Source organism: Pseudomonas sp. 5.2, from assembly GCF_059025405.1.
This window is the reverse complement of record NZ_JBYBHH010000020.1, coordinates 19466-36073: the sequence shown is the minus strand read 5'-3', so window position 1 is coordinate 36073 and position 16608 is coordinate 19466. Positions and strand designations below refer to the sequence as shown.

General features: G+C 63.5%; 12 protein-coding genes. 5 read left to right on the top strand and 7 right to left on the bottom strand.

Annotated features, from left to right (window positions below; translation table 11 throughout):
- Positions 1-153: 153 nt before the first annotated feature.
- Positions 154-1617 carry a glyceraldehyde-3-phosphate dehydrogenase gene (locus tag AC5PZ0_RS24605; protein ID WP_274887724.1) on the bottom strand — a complete coding sequence of 488 codons (1464 nt, stop codon included), beginning with the start codon at positions 1615-1617 and terminating at the stop codon, positions 154-156.
- A gap of 167 nt (positions 1618-1784) precedes the next feature.
- Between AC5PZ0_RS24605 and mfd the strand changes: the two genes are divergently transcribed.
- From mfd to AC5PZ0_RS24590, 3 genes are read left to right on the top strand one after another with little or no spacing between them, the layout of a single operon-like run.
- Positions 1785-5234, top strand: coding sequence for a transcription-repair coupling factor (gene mfd / locus AC5PZ0_RS24600; protein WP_493855894.1), 3450 nt, complete (start codon positions 1785-1787; stop codon positions 5232-5234).
- Positions 5235-5243: 9 nt separating this feature from the next.
- Entirely contained in the window at positions 5244-5816 is a 573-nt protein-coding gene (locus AC5PZ0_RS24595; protein WP_099453388.1) for a CsiV family protein, read from the top strand.
- A 1-nt stretch (position 5817) separates the two neighbouring features.
- The gene (locus tag AC5PZ0_RS24590; RefSeq protein ID WP_493855893.1) at positions 5818-9165 is read left to right on the top strand and encodes a DEAD/DEAH box helicase; all 3348 of its coding nucleotides are present in this window, start codon (positions 5818-5820) and stop codon (positions 9163-9165) included.
- Between the two features lie 159 nt (positions 9166-9324).
- Here AC5PZ0_RS24590 and nagZ read toward each other — a convergent pair whose 3' ends face one another.
- The 3 genes from nagZ to AC5PZ0_RS24575 are packed head-to-tail and all read right to left on the bottom strand — an operon-like array spanning position 9325 to position 11621.
- Complete coding sequence (gene nagZ, locus AC5PZ0_RS24585) at positions 9325-10323, bottom strand: beta-N-acetylhexosaminidase (RefSeq protein ID WP_493855962.1); 999 nt, start codon at positions 10321-10323, stop codon at positions 9325-9327.
- A 22-nt stretch (positions 10324-10345) separates the two neighbouring features.
- On the bottom strand, positions 10346-10870 hold the full coding sequence (locus AC5PZ0_RS24580; protein ID WP_493855892.1) for a L,D-transpeptidase family protein: 525 nt from the start codon (positions 10868-10870) through the stop codon (positions 10346-10348).
- Between the two features lie 40 nt (positions 10871-10910).
- Positions 10911-11621, bottom strand: a complete 711-nt coding sequence (locus AC5PZ0_RS24575) for a TetR/AcrR family transcriptional regulator (RefSeq protein WP_027596622.1) — start codon at positions 11619-11621, stop codon at positions 10911-10913.
- A gap of 206 nt (positions 11622-11827) precedes the next feature.
- Between AC5PZ0_RS24575 and lexA the strand changes: the two genes are divergently transcribed.
- Together lexA and sulA are read left to right on the top strand one after the other, a co-directional pair.
- Positions 11828-12436: a transcriptional repressor LexA gene (lexA, locus tag AC5PZ0_RS24570; protein ID WP_027596623.1), complete on the top strand. Its 609-nt coding sequence runs from the start codon at positions 11828-11830 to the stop codon at positions 12434-12436.
- Positions 12437-12449: 13 nt separating this feature from the next.
- Positions 12450-12926, top strand: coding sequence for an SOS-induced cell division inhibitor SulA (sulA, locus tag AC5PZ0_RS24565; protein WP_027596624.1), 477 nt, complete (start codon positions 12450-12452; stop codon positions 12924-12926).
- A gap of 50 nt (positions 12927-12976) precedes the next feature.
- On the opposite strand, the gene AC5PZ0_RS24560 is transcribed toward sulA, so the two are convergent.
- The 3 genes from AC5PZ0_RS24560 to topA all read right to left on the bottom strand — a co-directional run bounded on the left by AC5PZ0_RS24560 (position 12977) and on the right by topA (position 16607).
- Entirely contained in the window at positions 12977-13210 is a 234-nt protein-coding gene (locus AC5PZ0_RS24560) for a hypothetical protein (RefSeq protein WP_004376430.1), read from the bottom strand.
- A 50-nt stretch (positions 13211-13260) separates the two neighbouring features.
- Positions 13261-13776 carry a DUF6586 family protein gene (locus tag AC5PZ0_RS24555; RefSeq protein WP_027596625.1) on the bottom strand — a complete coding sequence of 172 codons (516 nt, stop codon included), beginning with the start codon at positions 13774-13776 and terminating at the stop codon, positions 13261-13263.
- A gap of 221 nt (positions 13777-13997) precedes the next feature.
- Entirely contained in the window at positions 13998-16607 is a 2610-nt protein-coding gene (gene topA, locus AC5PZ0_RS24550) for a type I DNA topoisomerase (protein ID WP_027596626.1), read from the bottom strand.
- Between the last annotated feature and the right edge of the window lies 1 nt (position 16608).

The following is a 16608-nucleotide window of genomic DNA, read 5'->3' as shown; positions in this document are numbered from 1 at the left end:
CCGCTCCCACAAGGTAGTGCACCGCCCTCAAGGACGCAGGCGAACCTGTGGGAGCGGGTTTACCCGCGAAGAGGCCAGTAGAGACAACATAAATGCTAGGCAAAAAAAACGGGAACCCGAAGGTTCCCGTTTTTTCATTGCCTTACAAGCGAATCAGCGTGGAAACGCTGGCGGGTTCACACCGGCCATGTCTTCCATCACACGAACCACCTGGCAGCTGTAACCGAATTCGTTGTCGTACCAAACGTACAGCACAACGCGGTTGTCGTTGGCGATGGTCGCCTCTGCGTCAACCACACCGGCGTGGCGCGAGCCGACGAAGTCGGTCGAAACCACTTCCTGCGAGCTGACGAAGTCGATCTGCTTGTGCAGCTCCGAGTGCATGGCCGTCTGGCGCAGGTACTCGTTGATCTCTTCGCGGGTGGTGGGCTTTTCCAGGTTCAGGTTCAGGATAGCCATCGAGACGTTCGGCGTCGGTACGCGAATCGCGTTGCCGGTCAGCTTGCCCTTCAGCACAGGCAGTGCCTTGGCGGCTGCAGTGGCGGCACCGGTCTCGGTGATAACCATGTTCAGCGGCGCGGCACGGCCACGGCGGCTGCCCTTGTGGAAGTTGTCGATCAGGTTCTGGTCGTTGGTGAACGAGTGAACGGTTTCGACGTGGCCGTTGACGATGCCGTACTTGTCGTTGACAGCCTTCAGCACCGGCACGATGGCGTTGGTGGTGCAGGAAGCAGCCGAGATGATCTTGTCATCGGCGGTGATTTCACCGTGGTTGATGCCGTGCACGATGTTCTTCAGCGCGCCCTTGCCAGGTGCGGTGAGGATCACGCGGGCAGCGCCCGGGCAGGCCAGGTGCTGGCCCAGGCCGTCGGCGTCACGCCATACACCGGTGTTGTCGACGATCAGCGCGTTGTCGATGCCGTACTGGGTGTAGTCGACTTCGCTCGGGTTCTTGGCGTAGATAACCTGGATCAGGTTGCCATTGGCGGTGATGGTGTTGTTGGCTTCGTCGATGGTGATGGTGCCATCGAACGGGCCGTGCACCGAGTCACGGCGCAGCAGGCTGGCACGCTTGACCAGGTCGTTCTCGGCGCCTTTGCGCACGACGATGGCACGCAGGCGCAGGCCGTCGCCACCACCGGTCTTCTCGATCAGGATGCGCGCCAGCAGGCGGCCGATGCGGCCGAAACCGTACAGGACGACGTCAGTGCCTTTACGGGCCGAAGCGTTCTGTTGGCCAACTACGTCAGCCAGCTCTTCACGCACGAACTGCTCGGCGCTGCGGCCGTTGCCTTCCTGCTTGAACTTGTTGGCCAGCTTGCCCAGGTCGACCGAAGCGGCGCCCAGTTTCAGCTCGCTCATGGCCTTGAGCAGAGGGAACGTCTCGTGGACAGACAGTTCGGTCTCGTCGGTCTGACGATGACGCGCAAAGCGGTGGGCTTTGAGGATCGAGATAACCGAACGGTTGATCAGGCTGCGGCCATAAATCGAGCTCACCACGTTGTTGTTGCGGTAGAGCTGACCGATAAGCGGGATCATCGCTTCAGCCAATGCTTCACGATCAATCCACTCACCAAGACACTGGTCGGGCTTCTGAGTCACGGGAACCTTCCACATGTAGGGACAGAAAAAAGGGGCTACATTATGACGCCCCAACGCGGAACGGGCAATGAGCGCCTGTCGCGGCAGCCAGAGCCAGTGTTCATGGCCTTTGGAGCCTGACAGCAGGCACCGGCACCGGTACAATCGGTGTCTTTGCCGCAACGCTTGGAGTGCAATCTCCCGTGTCAGTTCTGCGCCTACCGCAACTGTCGGCCACGGCCGGCAAACAAACCTGGGGCAACCTGCCCGGTGCCGCCCTCAGCCTTGCCATTGCCGAAGCCGCCAGCAGCGCTGGCCGCTTTACCCTGCTGCTGACCGCCGACAGCCAGGCCGCCGACCGTCTGGAACAGGAGCTGCGCTTCTTTGCCCCAGACCTGCCGGTGCTGCCCTTCCCCGACTGGGAAACCCTGCCCTACGACCTGTTCTCGCCGCACCAGGACATCATCTCCCAGCGCATTGCCAGCCTGTACCGGCTGCCGGAGCTGAGCCACGGCATTCTCGTCGTGCCGATCACCACCGCCCTGCACCGCCTGGCGCCAACCCGCTTCCTGCTGGGCAGCAGCCTGGTGCTGGACATCGGCCAGACCATCGACGTCGAGCAAATGCGCACGCGCCTCGAAGCCAGCGGCTACCGCTGCGTCGACACCGTTTATGAACATGGCGAATTCGCCGTGCGCGGCGCGCTGATCGACCTGTACCCCATGGGCAGCAAGCTGCCCTACCGCATCGACCTGTTCGATGACGAAATCGAGACGCTGCGCACCTTCGACCCCGAGACCCAGCGCTCGATCGACAAGGTCGACTCGGTGCGCCTGCTGCCGGCGCGCGAATTTCCGATGCAAAAAGAGGAAGTGACCCGCTTCAAGGCGCGCTTCCGCGAACGCTTTGACGTCGACTTCCGCCGCAGCGCGATCTTCCAGGACCTGGCCAGCGGCATCATTCCCGCCGGCATCGAGTACTACCTGCCGCTGTTCTTCGAAGACACCTCGACGCTGTTCGACTACCTGCCCAGCGACACCCAGGTGTTTTCCCTGCCGGGCGTCGAGCAGGCCGCCGAGCACTTCTGGAACGACGTGCGCGGGCGCTACGAAGACCGCCGTGGCGACCTGAGCCGCCCGCTGCTGCCGCCTGCAGAGCTGTTCCTGCCGGTGGAAGACTGTTTCGCCCGGCTCAAGCAATGGCCGCGGGTGGTGGTCAGCGCCGAAGACGTCGAGGCTGGCGCCGGCCGTGAACGCTTCCCGGCACGCCCCCTGCCCGAACTTGCCATCGAGGCCAAGGCCAACCAGCCACTGGCGGCGCTGTCCAGCTTCCTTGACCAGTTCCCTGGCCGCGTACTGTTTACCGCCGAGTCTGCGGGCCGTCGCGAAGTGCTGCTGGAACTGCTCGAACGCCTGAAACTGCGCCCGCACACCGTCGAAGGCTGGACCGACTTCATCACCGGCTCCGAGCGGCTGGCGATCACCATTGCCCCGCTTGACGAAGGCCTGGTGCTGGACGACCCGGCCCTGGCCCTGATCGCCGAGAGCCCGCTGTTCGGCCAGCGCGTGATGCAGCGCCGGCGGCGCGACAAGCGCGGCGAGACCGCCAACGATGCGGTGATCAAGAACCTCACCGAACTGCGCGAAGGCGCACCGGTGGTGCACATCGACCATGGCGTGGGCCGCTACCTGGGCCTGGCTACCCTGGAAATCGACGGCCAGGCCGCCGAGTTCCTCACCCTGGAATACGCCGAGGGCGCCAAGCTGTACGTGCCGGTGGCCAACCTGCACCTGATCGCCCGCTACACCGGCAGCGATGACGCCCTGGCACCGCTGCACCGGCTCGGCTCCGAGGCCTGGCAGAAGGCCAAGCGCAAGGCCGCCGAACAGGTGCGCGATGTCGCCGCTGAGCTGCTCGACATCTATGCCCGCCGTGCCGCGCGCAAGGGCTACGCCTTTGCCGACCCTGCTGCCGACTACGCCACCTTCAGTGCCGGGTTCCCCTTCGAAGAAACCCCCGACCAGCAGAACGCCATCGAAGCCGTACGCGCCGACATGCTCGCGGCCAAGCCGATGGACCGCCTGGTGTGCGGCGACGTGGGCTTCGGCAAGACCGAAGTGGCCATGCGCGCGGCCTTCATCGCCGTGCACAGCGGCCGCCAGGTGGCGGTGCTGGTGCCCACTACCCTGCTGGCCCAACAGCACTACAACAGCTTCCGCGACCGCTTCGCCGACTGGCCGGTAACCGTCGAAGTGATGAGCCGTTTCAAATCGGCCAAGGAAGTCGCCAGCGCCGCTGCGGACCTGGCTGAAGGCAAGATCGACATCCTCATCGGCACCCACAAGCTGCTGCAGGACGATGTGCGCTTCAAGGACCTGGGCCTGGTAGTGATCGACGAAGAGCACCGCTTTGGCGTACGCCAGAAGGAACAGCTCAAAGCCCTGCGCAGCGAGGTGGACATTCTCACCCTGACCGCCACGCCGATTCCGCGCACCCTGAACATGGCCGTGGCCGGCATGCGCGACCTGTCGATCATCGCCACGCCGCCCGCCCGACGCCTGTCGGTGCGCACCTTCGTCATGGAACACAACAACAGCACGGTCAAAGAAGCCCTGCTGCGTGAACTGCTGCGCGGCGGCCAGGTGTATTACCTGCACAACGACGTGAAAACCATCGAGAAGTGCGCTGCAGACCTTGCCGAACTGGTCCCGGAAGCGCGTATCGGCATCGGCCACGGCCAGATGCGCGAGCGCGAGTTGGAACAGGTGATGAGCGACTTCTACCACAAGCGCTTCAACGTGCTGATCGCTTCGACCATCATCGAGACCGGCATCGACGTGCCAAGCGCCAACACCATTGTCATCGAGCGCGCCGACAAGTTTGGCCTGGCCCAGCTGCACCAGCTGCGTGGCCGGGTCGGCCGCAGCCACCACCAGGCCTACGCCTACCTGCTGACGCCAGCGCGGCAAAAAGTCAGCAGCGATGCCGAGAAGCGTCTGGAAGCCATCGCCAACACCCAGGACCTGGGGGCAGGCTTCGTGCTGGCCACCAACGACCTGGAAATCCGCGGCGCTGGCGAACTGCTGGGCGAAGGCCAAAGCGGGCAGATCCAGGCGGTCGGTTTCACCCTCTACATGGAAATGCTCGAACGCGCGGTCAAGGCCATCCGCAAGGGTGCCCAGCCAAACCTCGAACAGCCACTGGGTGGCGGCCCGGAGATCAACCTGCGCCTGCCGGCCCTGATCCCCGAGGGCTACCTGCCCGATGTGCATGCACGCCTGATCCTCTACAAGCGCATCGCCTCGGCCGCCGACGAAGAAGGCCTCAAGGACTTGCAAGTCGAGATGATCGACCGCTTCGGCCTGCTGCCGGAGCCAACCAAAAACTTGATGCGCCTGACCTCGCTCAAGCTGCAGGCGGAAAAGCTCGGCATCAAGAAAGTCGATGCTGGCCCCAACGGCGGCAAGCTTGAGTTCGAGGCCGAGACACCGGTCGACCCGCTGACCCTGATCAAGCTGATCCAGGGCCAGCCCAAACGCTACAAGTTCGAAGGCGCCACCCAGTTCCGCTTCCTGGTACCGATGGAACGCCCCGACGAACGTTTCAACACCCTTGAGGCGCTGTTCGAGCGCCTGACCCCACAGTCTGCCTAAGGAAGATCCATGCGTGCCATCCGTTGCCTGACCCTGCTGCTGGCGCTGTTCGCGCCAGCCGCCTTCGCCGAAGGCCTGTATCAGGTAGAAATGATCCTGGTGCGGCAAAACAGCGTCCCCGCCTTCACCAGCCCGTTCGCCCCCGAAGACTGGAGCGCCGGTGCGCCGCGCCTGGACAAGGCCGCCGAACGCCCACTGGGGCTGGACGATGAAACCACCCGCCTGCAAGCCACCGCCGACTACACCGTGCTGATGCACAAGGCCTGGCAGCAGCAGGTCGGCAGCGAACCCAGCCGCATCGCCCTGGGCGAAGGCGAAGAGCAGTTCGGCCACTTCCCCATCGAAGGCAACCTGAGCATCGCCGAAGGCCGCTTCATCGCGGTGGAGGCCAACTTCTGGGTCAACCAGCTCGACGGCAACGGTAGCGTGCTGCGCAGCGAGCAATTCAAGCAGAGCAACAGCAACGTGAAGGGCGGCCAGCTGACGTTCCTCGACGGCGGGCACCTTGCGGTGCTGTTGAAGGTGACGCCGGCCGGGATGCGCAAGCTGCCAGAGATGGACCCGGAGATGATGGAGCAGTGATGTGAGCGAGACCGATGCGCAGTTCTTTATCCGGGGGCTTGACACCTGGAGGTTCGCGTTTGACCGCACTACGCTGCAACGCGGCTTCGACTATGCAGAGGAAGGCAGGAGTGAAATCGTATCGATCCTGGACCTGACCATCCGCGCGCAGTGCATAGGCTCTGGCGGCCGCGCCTACTATCAACGCATCACGCTGGACTTGAGCGATGATAGCTTTGAGTGCGAGGGCACTTGCTCGTGCCCGGTCGGTAACAATTGCAAGCACTGTGCAGCGGCGCTCTATCTGCTTGAACGTGGCCCGGACTGGGTCGAAGGCACACCTGACGAACCCCTTGCCGTTACGCCAGCAGCGCAGCAGTCCCTAGAACTGCCCCCCGAACTCGCACATTGGGTCGAGGCCTTGGAAGTACCGGCAGCCCTTGCCACAGAACCCGCCAAGCGCAAAGGCCCTGCACTCTACTACGTGGTGAGCAACGACCATGGCCAGTGCATGCTCAGCGTGTTCAAAGGTACCCGGCAGCCCGATGACAGCTTGAAGCTGGGCCGGCCCAGTTCGATGCCCGAGCTCATCTACTACACACCCAAGTACGTGACCGATGAAGACTTGCGTGCGCTGCGGCTGATCGATGCCCTCAGCAAGGATTACAGCCTGCCCGTCGCACGCCTGGAAGGCAAAAAGGGCGCCGAACTCTACGAGTATGCCCTCGCCACCGGCCGCTTGCTGTATGGCCAACAGCAGAAACCCCTGGCCCAAGGCCCCGACCTGCACGCCGAATTTCGTTGGGTTCGGCTGGACAACGGCAGCTACCGCGGCGCCTGGCACCATGCTGAAAATACCCACATGCTGGCACTGCCGGTCGACCCCCTCTATTACGTCGACCCACACAGCGGGCAGACCGGCAAACTGCTGCATGACCTTGACCCGTTCATTGCCAGCCAACTGGCCAGCGCCCCGACGGTTCCCGAGCACCTGATCATCCCCCTGAGCCATCGCTTGAACGCATTGAACCGCCAGGTTCCGACCCCCACCAAGGTCCGTAGCGAGCAGATCGACACGATCGAGCCTCGCCCTCACCTGACCCTGGGCAGCCTCGAGTACAGCGCCTACATGCCCAAGACCGGCCGCATGCAGCGCCAGATGCAGCACCGCGCCGCGCTGTCGTTCGACTACGATGGCCTGCGCGCCAGCGGCAACGACGACAAACCGTTGACCCGCCTGGTGGATGCCACCAGCCAGCGCATTCGCCGCCAGCCCAAGGCCGAACAGGCGCTGCGCAAGACGCTACGCGACCTCGGCTTCAAGGCCGCCACCCGGCAGAGCAAGGCCCTGCCCGACAGTGCGGGCGAGATGCACCAACTGCCTGATGACGAGGCCTGGCTGCACTTCGCCCGCAACGGCTTGGCACAACTGCGTGAAGCCGGCTGGGTGATCGACATCCACCGCGATTTTTCCTTCAACCTGCACGAGGTGGACGACTGGTACGCCAGCATCGACGAAGCCCCCGGGCATGAATGGTTCGATCTGGAACTGGGCATCGTGGTCGATGGCCAGCGCCACAGCCTGCTGCCGATCGTGCTGCAGTTGCTGCGCAGCAACCCGGAGCTGCTGCGCGCCAGCGAACTGGCCCGGCGCAGTGACGACGAACACTTGCTGATCGACCTTAACCGCGGCCGCCTCGACAGCCCCGCGCTGCGCGTCGCCCTGCCCTACGGCCGGATCAAGGCGGTGATGGGCACCCTTGGCGAGCTCTACCTGCATGAAGACGCCGCCGGCCCTTCACTGCGCCTGGACCGGGCCGATGCCGCGCGCCTGAACGAGCTCGATCACCTGCCGCTGCACTGGGAAGGCGGCGCGCACGTGCGCGACCTGGGCAAGCGCCTGCGTGACGCACGCGACCTGCAGGTCGAACCGCCCGCACAACTGAACGCGGCCCTGCGCCCTTATCAGCAACAAGGCCTGAACTGGTTACAAGCCCTGCGCGAAATGGGCACGGGCGGCATCCTCGGCGACGACATGGGCCTGGGCAAGACGCTGCAAACCCTGGCTCACCTGTTGCTGGAGAAACAGTCCGGCCGCCTGACCACTCCCGCCCTAGCGGTGATGCCGACCAGCCTGATACCCAACTGGCTCGACGAGGCCAAACGCTTTGCCCCCGACCTGCGCGTGGTGGCACTGCAGGGCCCAGGGCGCAGCAAGCATTTCGCCACGCTGCACGACTACGACCTGGTGCTCACCACCTATGCCCTCGTGCCCCGCGACCTCGAACACTTGCGTACGCAGCACTGGCACGTGCTGGTGCTCGACGAGGCGCAGAACATCAAAAGCAGCACCAGCAAAGCCGCCCTCGCCGTCTGCGAGTTGCAGGCCGAGCAGCGCCTGTGCCTGACCGGTACGCCGATGGAAAACAACCTCGGCGAGCTGTGGTCGATCTTCCACTTCCTGATGCCGGGCTGGCTGGGCGACCTCAAGCGCTTCAACCAGGATTACCGCACCCCGATCGAACGCCGCGGCGACGCCGAACGCATGGCCCACCTGGTCAGCCGCATCCGCCCATTCCTGCTGCGCCGCACCAAGGAACAGGTGGCCACCGAACTGCCCGCCAAGACCGAGATGGTGCACTGGGTCGAGCTCAGCGATGCCCAGCGCGATACCTACGAGGCAGTGCGGGTGGCAATGGACAAGAAAGTGCGCGACGAAATCGCCCGCAACGGCGCCTCGCGCAGCCAGATTGTCATCCTTGACGCCCTGCTCAAGTTACGCCAGGTGTGCTGCGACCTGCGCCTGGTGAAGGGCGTCGAGACCAAGGGCAACCAGGCCGATAAAGGCAAGCTCGGCGCCCTGCTGGAAATGCTCGAAGAGCTGCTCAGTGAAGGCCGGCGGGTACTGTTGTTCTCCCAATTCACCTCGATGCTGGCACTGATCGAGCAAGAACTGCAAAAGCGCAAGGTGCGTTACAGCCTGCTGACCGGCGACACCCGCGACCGCCGCACGCCGGTGCAAGCGTTCCAGCAGGGTGACAGCGAAGTGTTCCTGATCAGCCTCAAGGCGGGTGGCACCGGGTTGAACCTAACGGCTGCGGACACGGTGATCCACTTCGACCCTTGGTGGAACCCGGCCAGCGAAAACCAGGCCACCGACCGCGCCTACCGCATCGGCCAGGACAAACCGGTGTTCGTGTTCAAGCTGATTACCCGCGGCACGGTGGAAGAGAAGATTCAGCTGTTGCAGCAAGAGAAGGCGGCCCTGGCGGCAAGCCTGCTCGATGGCGGGCAGGCCGGGCAGTGGCGGCTGGGAGATGATGAGATCGAGGCGCTGTTTGCCCCCTTGCCAGGGAAGCGCGGCCGTTAAGCGCTTGTGAGCACTCTCTGTAGGAGCAGCCTTGCGCTGCGAAGAGGCCGGTGACAACACCCTTGATCTTCGCTGTTGTTACCGCCGCCTTCGCAGCACAAGGCTGCTCCTACCGGGAAGTGGGTAAATCCGGCCTACCGTCAAATACGGCCGGATCAGTCAATCGACCAGCTGCGCCTCGCGCAACGCCCCCAACGCCTCCAGCCAACGCGGCTGCTGGCGATAATCGGTGCGCGCAAAGCCCTGCCCCTGCATCCGCGCAATGCGCGGCGAAGGCTTGACCTTCAGCCGCTGCGCCGCACTCAGTGCCAGCTCTGCCGCCGCCCGGTCGTTGCACACCAGGCCCATGTCGCAGCCAGCACTCAAAGCTGCTTCGATGCGGTTGGCGGCATCCCCGACCACGTGCGCACCGGCCATGGACAGGTCGTCACTGAAAATCACCCCATCAAAGCCCAGCTCACCGCGCAGGATGTCCTGCAGCCAACGCCGCGAGAAGCCGGCGGGCTGGTTGTCGACCTGCGGGTAGATCACGTGGGCCGGCATCACCGCTGCCAGCTGGCCGCTGAGCCGGGTGAACGGCACCAGGTCCGCCTGGCGCAACTGTTCAAGGCTGCGCTCGTCCGTGGGGATGGCCACGTGCGAGTCGGCCTCGGCCCAACCGTGCCCCGGGAAGTGCTTGCCGCAGGCCGCCATGCCCGCAGCGTTCATGCCGCGAATGAAGGCCGCCGCCAGCTGCGTGGCGCGCTGTGGGTCACCCTCGAAGGCGCGGCTGCCGACCACCGCACTGCGCTGGTGGTCCAGGTCGAGCACCGGGGCGAAGCTCAGGTCCAGGCCTACCGCCAGCACCTCGGTGGCCATCAACCATCCGCACTGCTCCGCCAGGTAATCGGCGTTGTCGTTGTCGGCCAGCGCACGCATGGCCGGCAGGCGCACGAAGCCTTGGCGCAGGCGCTGCACACGGCCGCCTTCCTGGTCGACGGCCAGGATCAAGTCGGGGCGAATCGCGCGAATGGACGCGCACAGTTCGCGCACCTGGCGCGGGCTGTCGATATTGCGGGCAAAGATGATCAGGCCGGCCACTTCATGTTGGCGCAGCAGGTGACGGTCTTCGGCGGTCAGCCATTTACCGGCGATGTCCACCATCAAGGAGCCTTGCAGGCTGACGGTCATGGGAAATCCTTCATTGAAGACTTAAAGAAGCCCACTGGGGGCAAGCCGCCTCTTCGATGCGCACCCGGCAATGGGCCGGCACGCGGTCGAACAGGCCAAGCAAATCGGTGTTGTGCAGGCGTATGCAGCCATGGGACAGCGGCACGCCCAAAGGTTCGGTCTCAGGTGTGCCATGCAAGTAGATATAGCGGCGGAACGTGTCGACGGCGCCGAGGCGGTTGACGCCCGGCTCGCAGCCGCTGAGCCAGAGGATACGGGTGAGGACCCAGTCCCGCCCGGGAAACCGCTCATGTAACTCAGGCGACCAGACCTCACCGGTCCAGCGCCGGCTACGCAACACCGCGTTCAGCGGCAGGCCCGCGCCAATTTTCGCCCGTACCTGATGCAGGCCACGCGGCGTGCAGCCCGATCCATTGCGCTCGCCGGCGCCGTTACGCGCCGTGGACACCGCCAGGCGCAGGCACAAGCGGCCCTGGGCGAACCCATAGAGGCATTGGTCGGCAAGGGAGATGTGCAATAGATCGAGATCGGGCATGGGCGCTAGCTTAGCCGAAGCGCCCTGCCCCGCCCAGCCTTCAGGCCTTGGCGGTGGCTGTGCTGCTGGTCTTGCTGCGCGGGCGCAGTTGGGCGGCTGCCATGGCTTCGTCGGTGACCCCGCTGTCAGCGCGCATGCCTGCTGCCAGGAACGGCACCATCAGGCGCATGACCTGTTCGATCGAGGTATTGATGCCAAAATCGGTTTCGGCGATGGCGCGCAACGCCTTGATGCCGGACATGCTGAACGCTGCAGCGCCGAGCATGAAGTGCACGCGCCAGAACAGCTCCAGCGGCGGAACCCGTGGCGCGGCTTCGTTGACCAGCAGCATGTAGCGGCGGAACACCTTGCCGTACATGTCTTCCAGGTAACGCCGCAGGTGCCCCTGGCTCTGGCTGAAAGCCAGCCCCAGCAGGCGCATGAAGATAGACAGGTCATTGTTGCTGCGCGGCTGCACGGCCAGGGCCTGCTCGACGAGCATTTCGAGCAGCTCTTCGAGGCTGGGCTTTTGCTCCGGGCGCGCCTGGCGACGCTCGAGTTCACGTTCGAGGCTGGCACAGAAAGGGCCGAGGAAACGCGAGAAGACCGCCTGGATAAGGGCCTTTTTGGAACCGAAGTGGTAGTTGACCGCAGCCAGGTTCACCCCGGCCTTGCTGGTGATCAACCGCAACGAGGTTTCAGCGAAGCCTCTTTCCGCGAACAGCTGCTCGGCAGCATCGAGAATGCGTTCAACGGTTTCCGATTGGGCCATGATTATTCCGCCAGACAAACAGGTGTTTGAAACATACGTTTCAGGCCTGCGTCTGTCAAGGCTCGGTGACTGGGCGGTCGCCATTTAAAAACGCCAATGACCGCGCTGCAAGCGCCATTCTCGCTGTTTCTTCGTACAGGGTGCTTGCAGCTCATCCAGTACTGTATATAATCCCAGTCACTGTATAAAAAGACAGAGCGCTCACCATGTTGAAACTGACGCCACGCCAAGCTGAAATTCTCGCGTTCATCAAACGTTGCCTTGAAGACAACGGCTTTCCACCGACACGCGCTGAAATCGCTCAGGAGCTGGGCTTCAAATCGCCCAACGCCGCCGAAGAGCACCTGAAGGCCCTTGCTCGCAAAGGCGCCATCGAGATGACCCCCGGCGCATCCCGCGGCATCCGTATCCCCGGGTTCGAGGCCAAGGCCGACGAAAGCGGCCTGCCGATCATCGGCCGGGTCGCAGCGGGCGCACCGATCCTCGCTGAGCAGCACATCGAGCAATCCTGCAACATCAACCCTGCCTTCTTCCACCCTCGCGCCGACTATCTGCTCCGCGTGCACGGCATGAGCATGAAGGATGTCGGCATCTTCGACGGTGACCTGCTGGCAGTGCACACCTGCCGCGAAGCCCGCAATGGCCAGATCGTCGTCGCCCGCATCGGTGACGAAGTGACCGTCAAGCGCTTCAAGCGCGAAGGCACCAAGGTCTGGCTGGTTGCCGAAAACCCCGAATTCGCCCCCATCGAAGTCGACCTGAAAGAACAGGAGCTGGTGATCGAGGGCTTGAGCGTCGGCGTCATACGCCGCTGATCCAGGAGGCGCCATGCAGCAGTTCATTCACGCACCCGAGCAAGCCCAGTTGCCATTGTTCGAAGCATTCCTTGCCCAGCCCATTCTGCCGGGCCTGAAGGCCAGCGAGCAGACGCGCAAGAGCAGCCACCCCGAGCTGTTCAGCGAGCTGTCACTGCGCGGCGCTGCCGAGCATTGCCAGAGCCTGTTGGCCCCGGTCCTGCGCGAACTGAGCGAAGAGGAAGACGCCCGCTGGCTGACCCTGATCGCCCCACCCTCGAGCCTGACCCAGGCCTGGTTGCGCGATGCCGGCCTCAACCGCGAACGCATCCTGCTGCTGCACCCTCGTGGCAATCAGAGCCCGCTGCAACTGACCTGCGAAGCGCTGCGCCTTGGCCGCAGCCACACCGTGGTCAGCTGGCTTGGCAGCGTCAATGCCAGTGCACGTCAACTGCTGCTGCGCTCAGCCAGCACCGGAAACGCACAAAGCCTGAACATCCGCCTCGGCTGATGTTCAGGCTTTGCCTGTTACTTCAAAAGCACTGATACCACGCAACGCGATCAATGCAGAACGCGAGGGCCTTCGTCGCGTTCGAGCTCGCCGTCCATCAGGCGACCGGCCATCTGCACGCCGACACTGAGCATGGCCTTGGCCACTTCTACATGCTGACCCTGCAGGAACGCCTTGGCGTCTTCCGAGAAATCCAGGGTTACCAGAGAGCCCTCATCCTCCGCACGACGCAGTTCGATCCGGCCATCAGGCAACTCGACAATTTCCAGAAAAGACGTAGACATATAAGGCTGTTCTCCACGAAAGGCCAGTATTGTATCAGCCGCAGCGGCTATCAGCACTCACTCAACGCGTCACGGAAACGTCTCACCAAGCTTTTAAGGTTGCTGCGCCAGCTTTCCAGTTCTTCACGCGACAGCGCAGGCTGCTCGGGCTCATCGAGGTTGACGGCCTGAATCAGCGGCTGGGTGACATCGGTTTTAGGCGTTTTTTTCGCGACCGGTGGTCGGAACAAATCGGCATAAGCACTCAGCATTTGCGCCAGCCAGGTTTCGCGCTGACGGGCCAATTCCAGCAGCTCGGCCACCTCGGGGATAGCGATGCCATTCAGCGCATCGCCTTCAAGCAGTTGTTCGACACTCGACGCCGTTGGTAGGCGGTAGTAGCCACCAATTTCATGGCACAGGCCCAGAAGCGCGCCGTACAAGTGGAACAGCGCCGATTCGCGTTCGGCCTGGACCAAGCCCTGAGCGTTCATGGCTTGGCCCTGTTCGGCTTTGGCCATGGACTCGAGGGCGAGGCCGGCGAAGAACAGTTTCTGGTTGGTGCGGGTGTAGAGTTCCTGGGCCATCTCGAGTGACCTCCCTAAAGGCTGGTAAGCGATTAGGATCAGTTTCAGGGATGGCCTGGCTGGCCGCAAGCTGAATGTCGCATAAACAACTGGGGCCGCTTTGCGCCCCATCGCCGGCAAGCAGGCTCCTACAGGGGGAGCGCCACCGTTGAAATGGCGCTGCACCTGTGGGAGCCGGCTTGCCGGCGATGGGGCGCAAAGCGGCCCCCGTTCAATGCCAATCAGCGCTTGTCTTCAACCTTCCACGCATTGCCGTCGTAGAACGCCTTCCACCCCGTCGGCTTGCCATCGACCTCGGACTGCACGTACTGCTCCTTGGTCTTGCGGCTGTAGCGAATCACCGCTGGGCGGCCTTCCGGGTCCTTCTGCGGGGCATCGCAGAGGAAGTGGTACTTCGGATCGATCTCATGCTTGTGCGGGACGATCTCCAGCACCAGCGGCGCACGGGTCTCGCGGTTTTTCGGGAACTGGCTGGCCGCCAGGAACAACCCCGAAGCACCGTCGCGCAACACATAGGTGTCATCGACCTTCTCGCACTTCAGCTCTGGCATTTCCACCTTGTCCATCTTCGGTGGCGCCGCCTCACCGCTTTTGAGCAGCTTGCGGGTGTTCTTGCAGGCAGGGTTGGTGCAACCGAAGAACTTGCCGAAACGGCCAGTCTTGAGCTGCATCTCGCTGCCACACTTGTCGCACTCCAGGCTCGGCCCTTCGTAGCCCTTGATGCGGTAGCTGCCCTCTTCGATCTCGTAGCCCGCACAATCCGGGTTGTTACCACAGATGTGCAGCTTGTGCTTCTCGTCCAGCAGGTAAGCGTCCATCGCCGTGGCGCAGATCGGGCAACGGTGCTTGCCCAACAGCACGCGGGATTCCGATTCACCCTCGTCATCCGCGGCAATCTCGTCACCTGGCACCAGGTTGACGGTTGCCTTGCAACGTTCCTTGGGCGGCAGGCTGTAGCCCGAGCAACCGAGGAACACGCCGGTGGAGGCGGTACGAATCATCATCGGGCGGCCACATTCCTTGCACGGAATGTTGGTCATGGTCGGCTGGTTGGCACGCATGCCGTTTTCGGCCGACTCGGCCGTCTGCAGCTTTTTGCTGAAGTCGCCGTAGAACTCGTCGAGCACGTTCTTCCAGTCACGCTCGCCCTGGGCCACGTCGTCGAGGTTCTCTTCCATGCCGGCGGTGAAGCCGTAGTCCATCAGGTTGGAGAAGCTCTCGGACAGGCGCTCGGTGACGATGTCGCCCATCTTCTCGGAATAGAAGCGGCGGTTGTGCAACGTCACATAGCCACGGTCCTGGATGGTCGAGATGATCGCCGCGTAGGTCGACGGGCGACCGATGCCGCGCTTTTCCATTTCCTTGACCAGGCTGGCTTCAGTGAAGCGCGCTGGCGGCTTGGTGAAGTGCTGGCTCGGGTCGATCTGGATCAGCTTGAGCGCTTCACCCTGGACCATTTCCGGCAGCACATCGTCTTCGCCAGGCTTGCTCTGTTGCGGCAGCACGCGGGTGTAACCGTCGAACTTGAGGATACGGCCCTTGGCACGCAGCTCGAAGTCGCCAGCCGCCACCGTGACGCTGGTGGACAGGTACTGCGCCGGCGGCATCTGGCAGGCGAGGAACTGGCGCCAGATCAGCTCGTACAGGCGCTCTGCATCGCGCTCCATGCCGCTGAGCTTGGTCGGATGGGTGTTGACGTCAGAAGGACGAATCGCTTCGTGCGCCTCCTGGGCGCCTTCCTTGCTGCCATACACCAGCGGGTTTTCCGGCAGGTACTGCTTGCCGAACTCGCGCTCGATGTAGCTGCGCGCCATGTCCAGGGCATCGGCCGACAGGTTGGTGGAGTCGGTACGCATGTAGGTGATGTAACCCGCTTCGTACAGACGCTGGGCCATCATCATGGTTTTCTTCACGCCAAAGCCCAGGCGGTTGCTCGCGGCCTGCTGCAAGGTGGACGTGATGAACGGCGCCGAAGGCTTGCTGCTGGTCGGGCGGTCTTCACGCTTGACCACGCTGTAGCTGGAAGCCTTGAGCTTCTCCAGCGCTGCCATGGCCTGTGCTTCGTTGAGTGGCTTGAAGGCCTCGCCTTTCTCGCGCGCCACTTCGAAACGCACCTTGGCGTTCTTGGCGGTGCCCAGGTCGGCGTGGATCTCCCAGTACTCTTCGGGGATGAAGGCACGGATCTCGCGCTCGCGCTCGACCACCAGCTTCACCGCGACCGACTGTACACGGCCTGCAGACAGGCCACGGGCGATCTTGGCCCACAGCAGTGGCGAAACCATGTAGCCCACCACGCGATCGAGGAAGCGCCGCGCCTGCTGGGCGTTGACGCGGTCGATGTCCAGCTCGCCCGGTTGCGAGAAGGCCTCTTGAATGGCCTTCTTGGTAATTTCGTTGAACACCACGCGCTTGTAGCGGGTGTCGTCACCACCGATGGCTTCGCGCAGGTGCCATGCAATGGCCTCCCCTTCGCGGTCCAAGTCGGTTGCGAGGTAGATGGTGTCAGCATCCTTGGCCAGGCGGCGCAGCTCTTCGATCACCTTTTCCTTGCCAGGCAGGATCTCGTACTTGGCCTTCCAGCCGTGGTCGGGGTCGACACCCATGCGTGCCACCAGCTGGCGGCGTGCCTTTTCTTTCGGCGAAAGGGCCGGCGCCTCACCCGCAGCCTTACCACGCTTGGCGGCCGGCTCTTTGCTAGCGCTGGCCGAACCGCTGGTGGGGAGGTCTCGGATATGGCCGATACTCGACTTCACCACGTACTGGTTGCCCAGGTACTTGTTGATGGTCTTGGCCTTGGCCGGGGATTCCACAATGACCAGCGATTTGCCCATG

Excerpts from the sequence above, each read along its gene's own strand:
- AC5PZ0_RS24605 (WP_274887724.1), bottom strand. The coding sequence starts at position 1,617 with ATGTGGAAGGTTCCCGTGACTCAGAAGCCCGACCAGTGTCTTGGTGAG.
- AC5PZ0_RS24595 (WP_099453388.1), top strand. The coding sequence starts at position 5,244 with ATGCGTGCCATCCGTTGCCTGACCCTGCTGCTGGCGCTGTTCGCGCCA.
- AC5PZ0_RS24580 (WP_493855892.1), bottom strand. The coding sequence starts at position 10,870 with ATGCCCGATCTCGATCTATTGCACATCTCCCTTGCCGACCAATGCCTC.
- AC5PZ0_RS24575 (WP_027596622.1), bottom strand. The coding sequence starts at position 11,621 with ATGGCCCAATCGGAAACCGTTGAACGCATTCTCGATGCTGCCGAGCAG.
- lexA (WP_027596623.1), top strand. The coding sequence starts at position 11,828 with ATGTTGAAACTGACGCCACGCCAAGCTGAAATTCTCGCGTTCATCAAA.
- sulA (WP_027596624.1), top strand. The coding sequence starts at position 12,450 with ATGCAGCAGTTCATTCACGCACCCGAGCAAGCCCAGTTGCCATTGTTC.
- AC5PZ0_RS24560 (WP_004376430.1), bottom strand. The coding sequence starts at position 13,210 with ATGTCTACGTCTTTTCTGGAAATTGTCGAGTTGCCTGATGGCCGGATC.
- AC5PZ0_RS24555 (WP_027596625.1), bottom strand. The coding sequence starts at position 13,776 with ATGGCCCAGGAACTCTACACCCGCACCAACCAGAAACTGTTCTTCGCC.
- topA (WP_027596626.1), bottom strand. The coding sequence starts at position 16,607 with ATGGGCAAATCGCTGGTCATTGTGGAATCCCCGGCCAAGGCCAAGACC.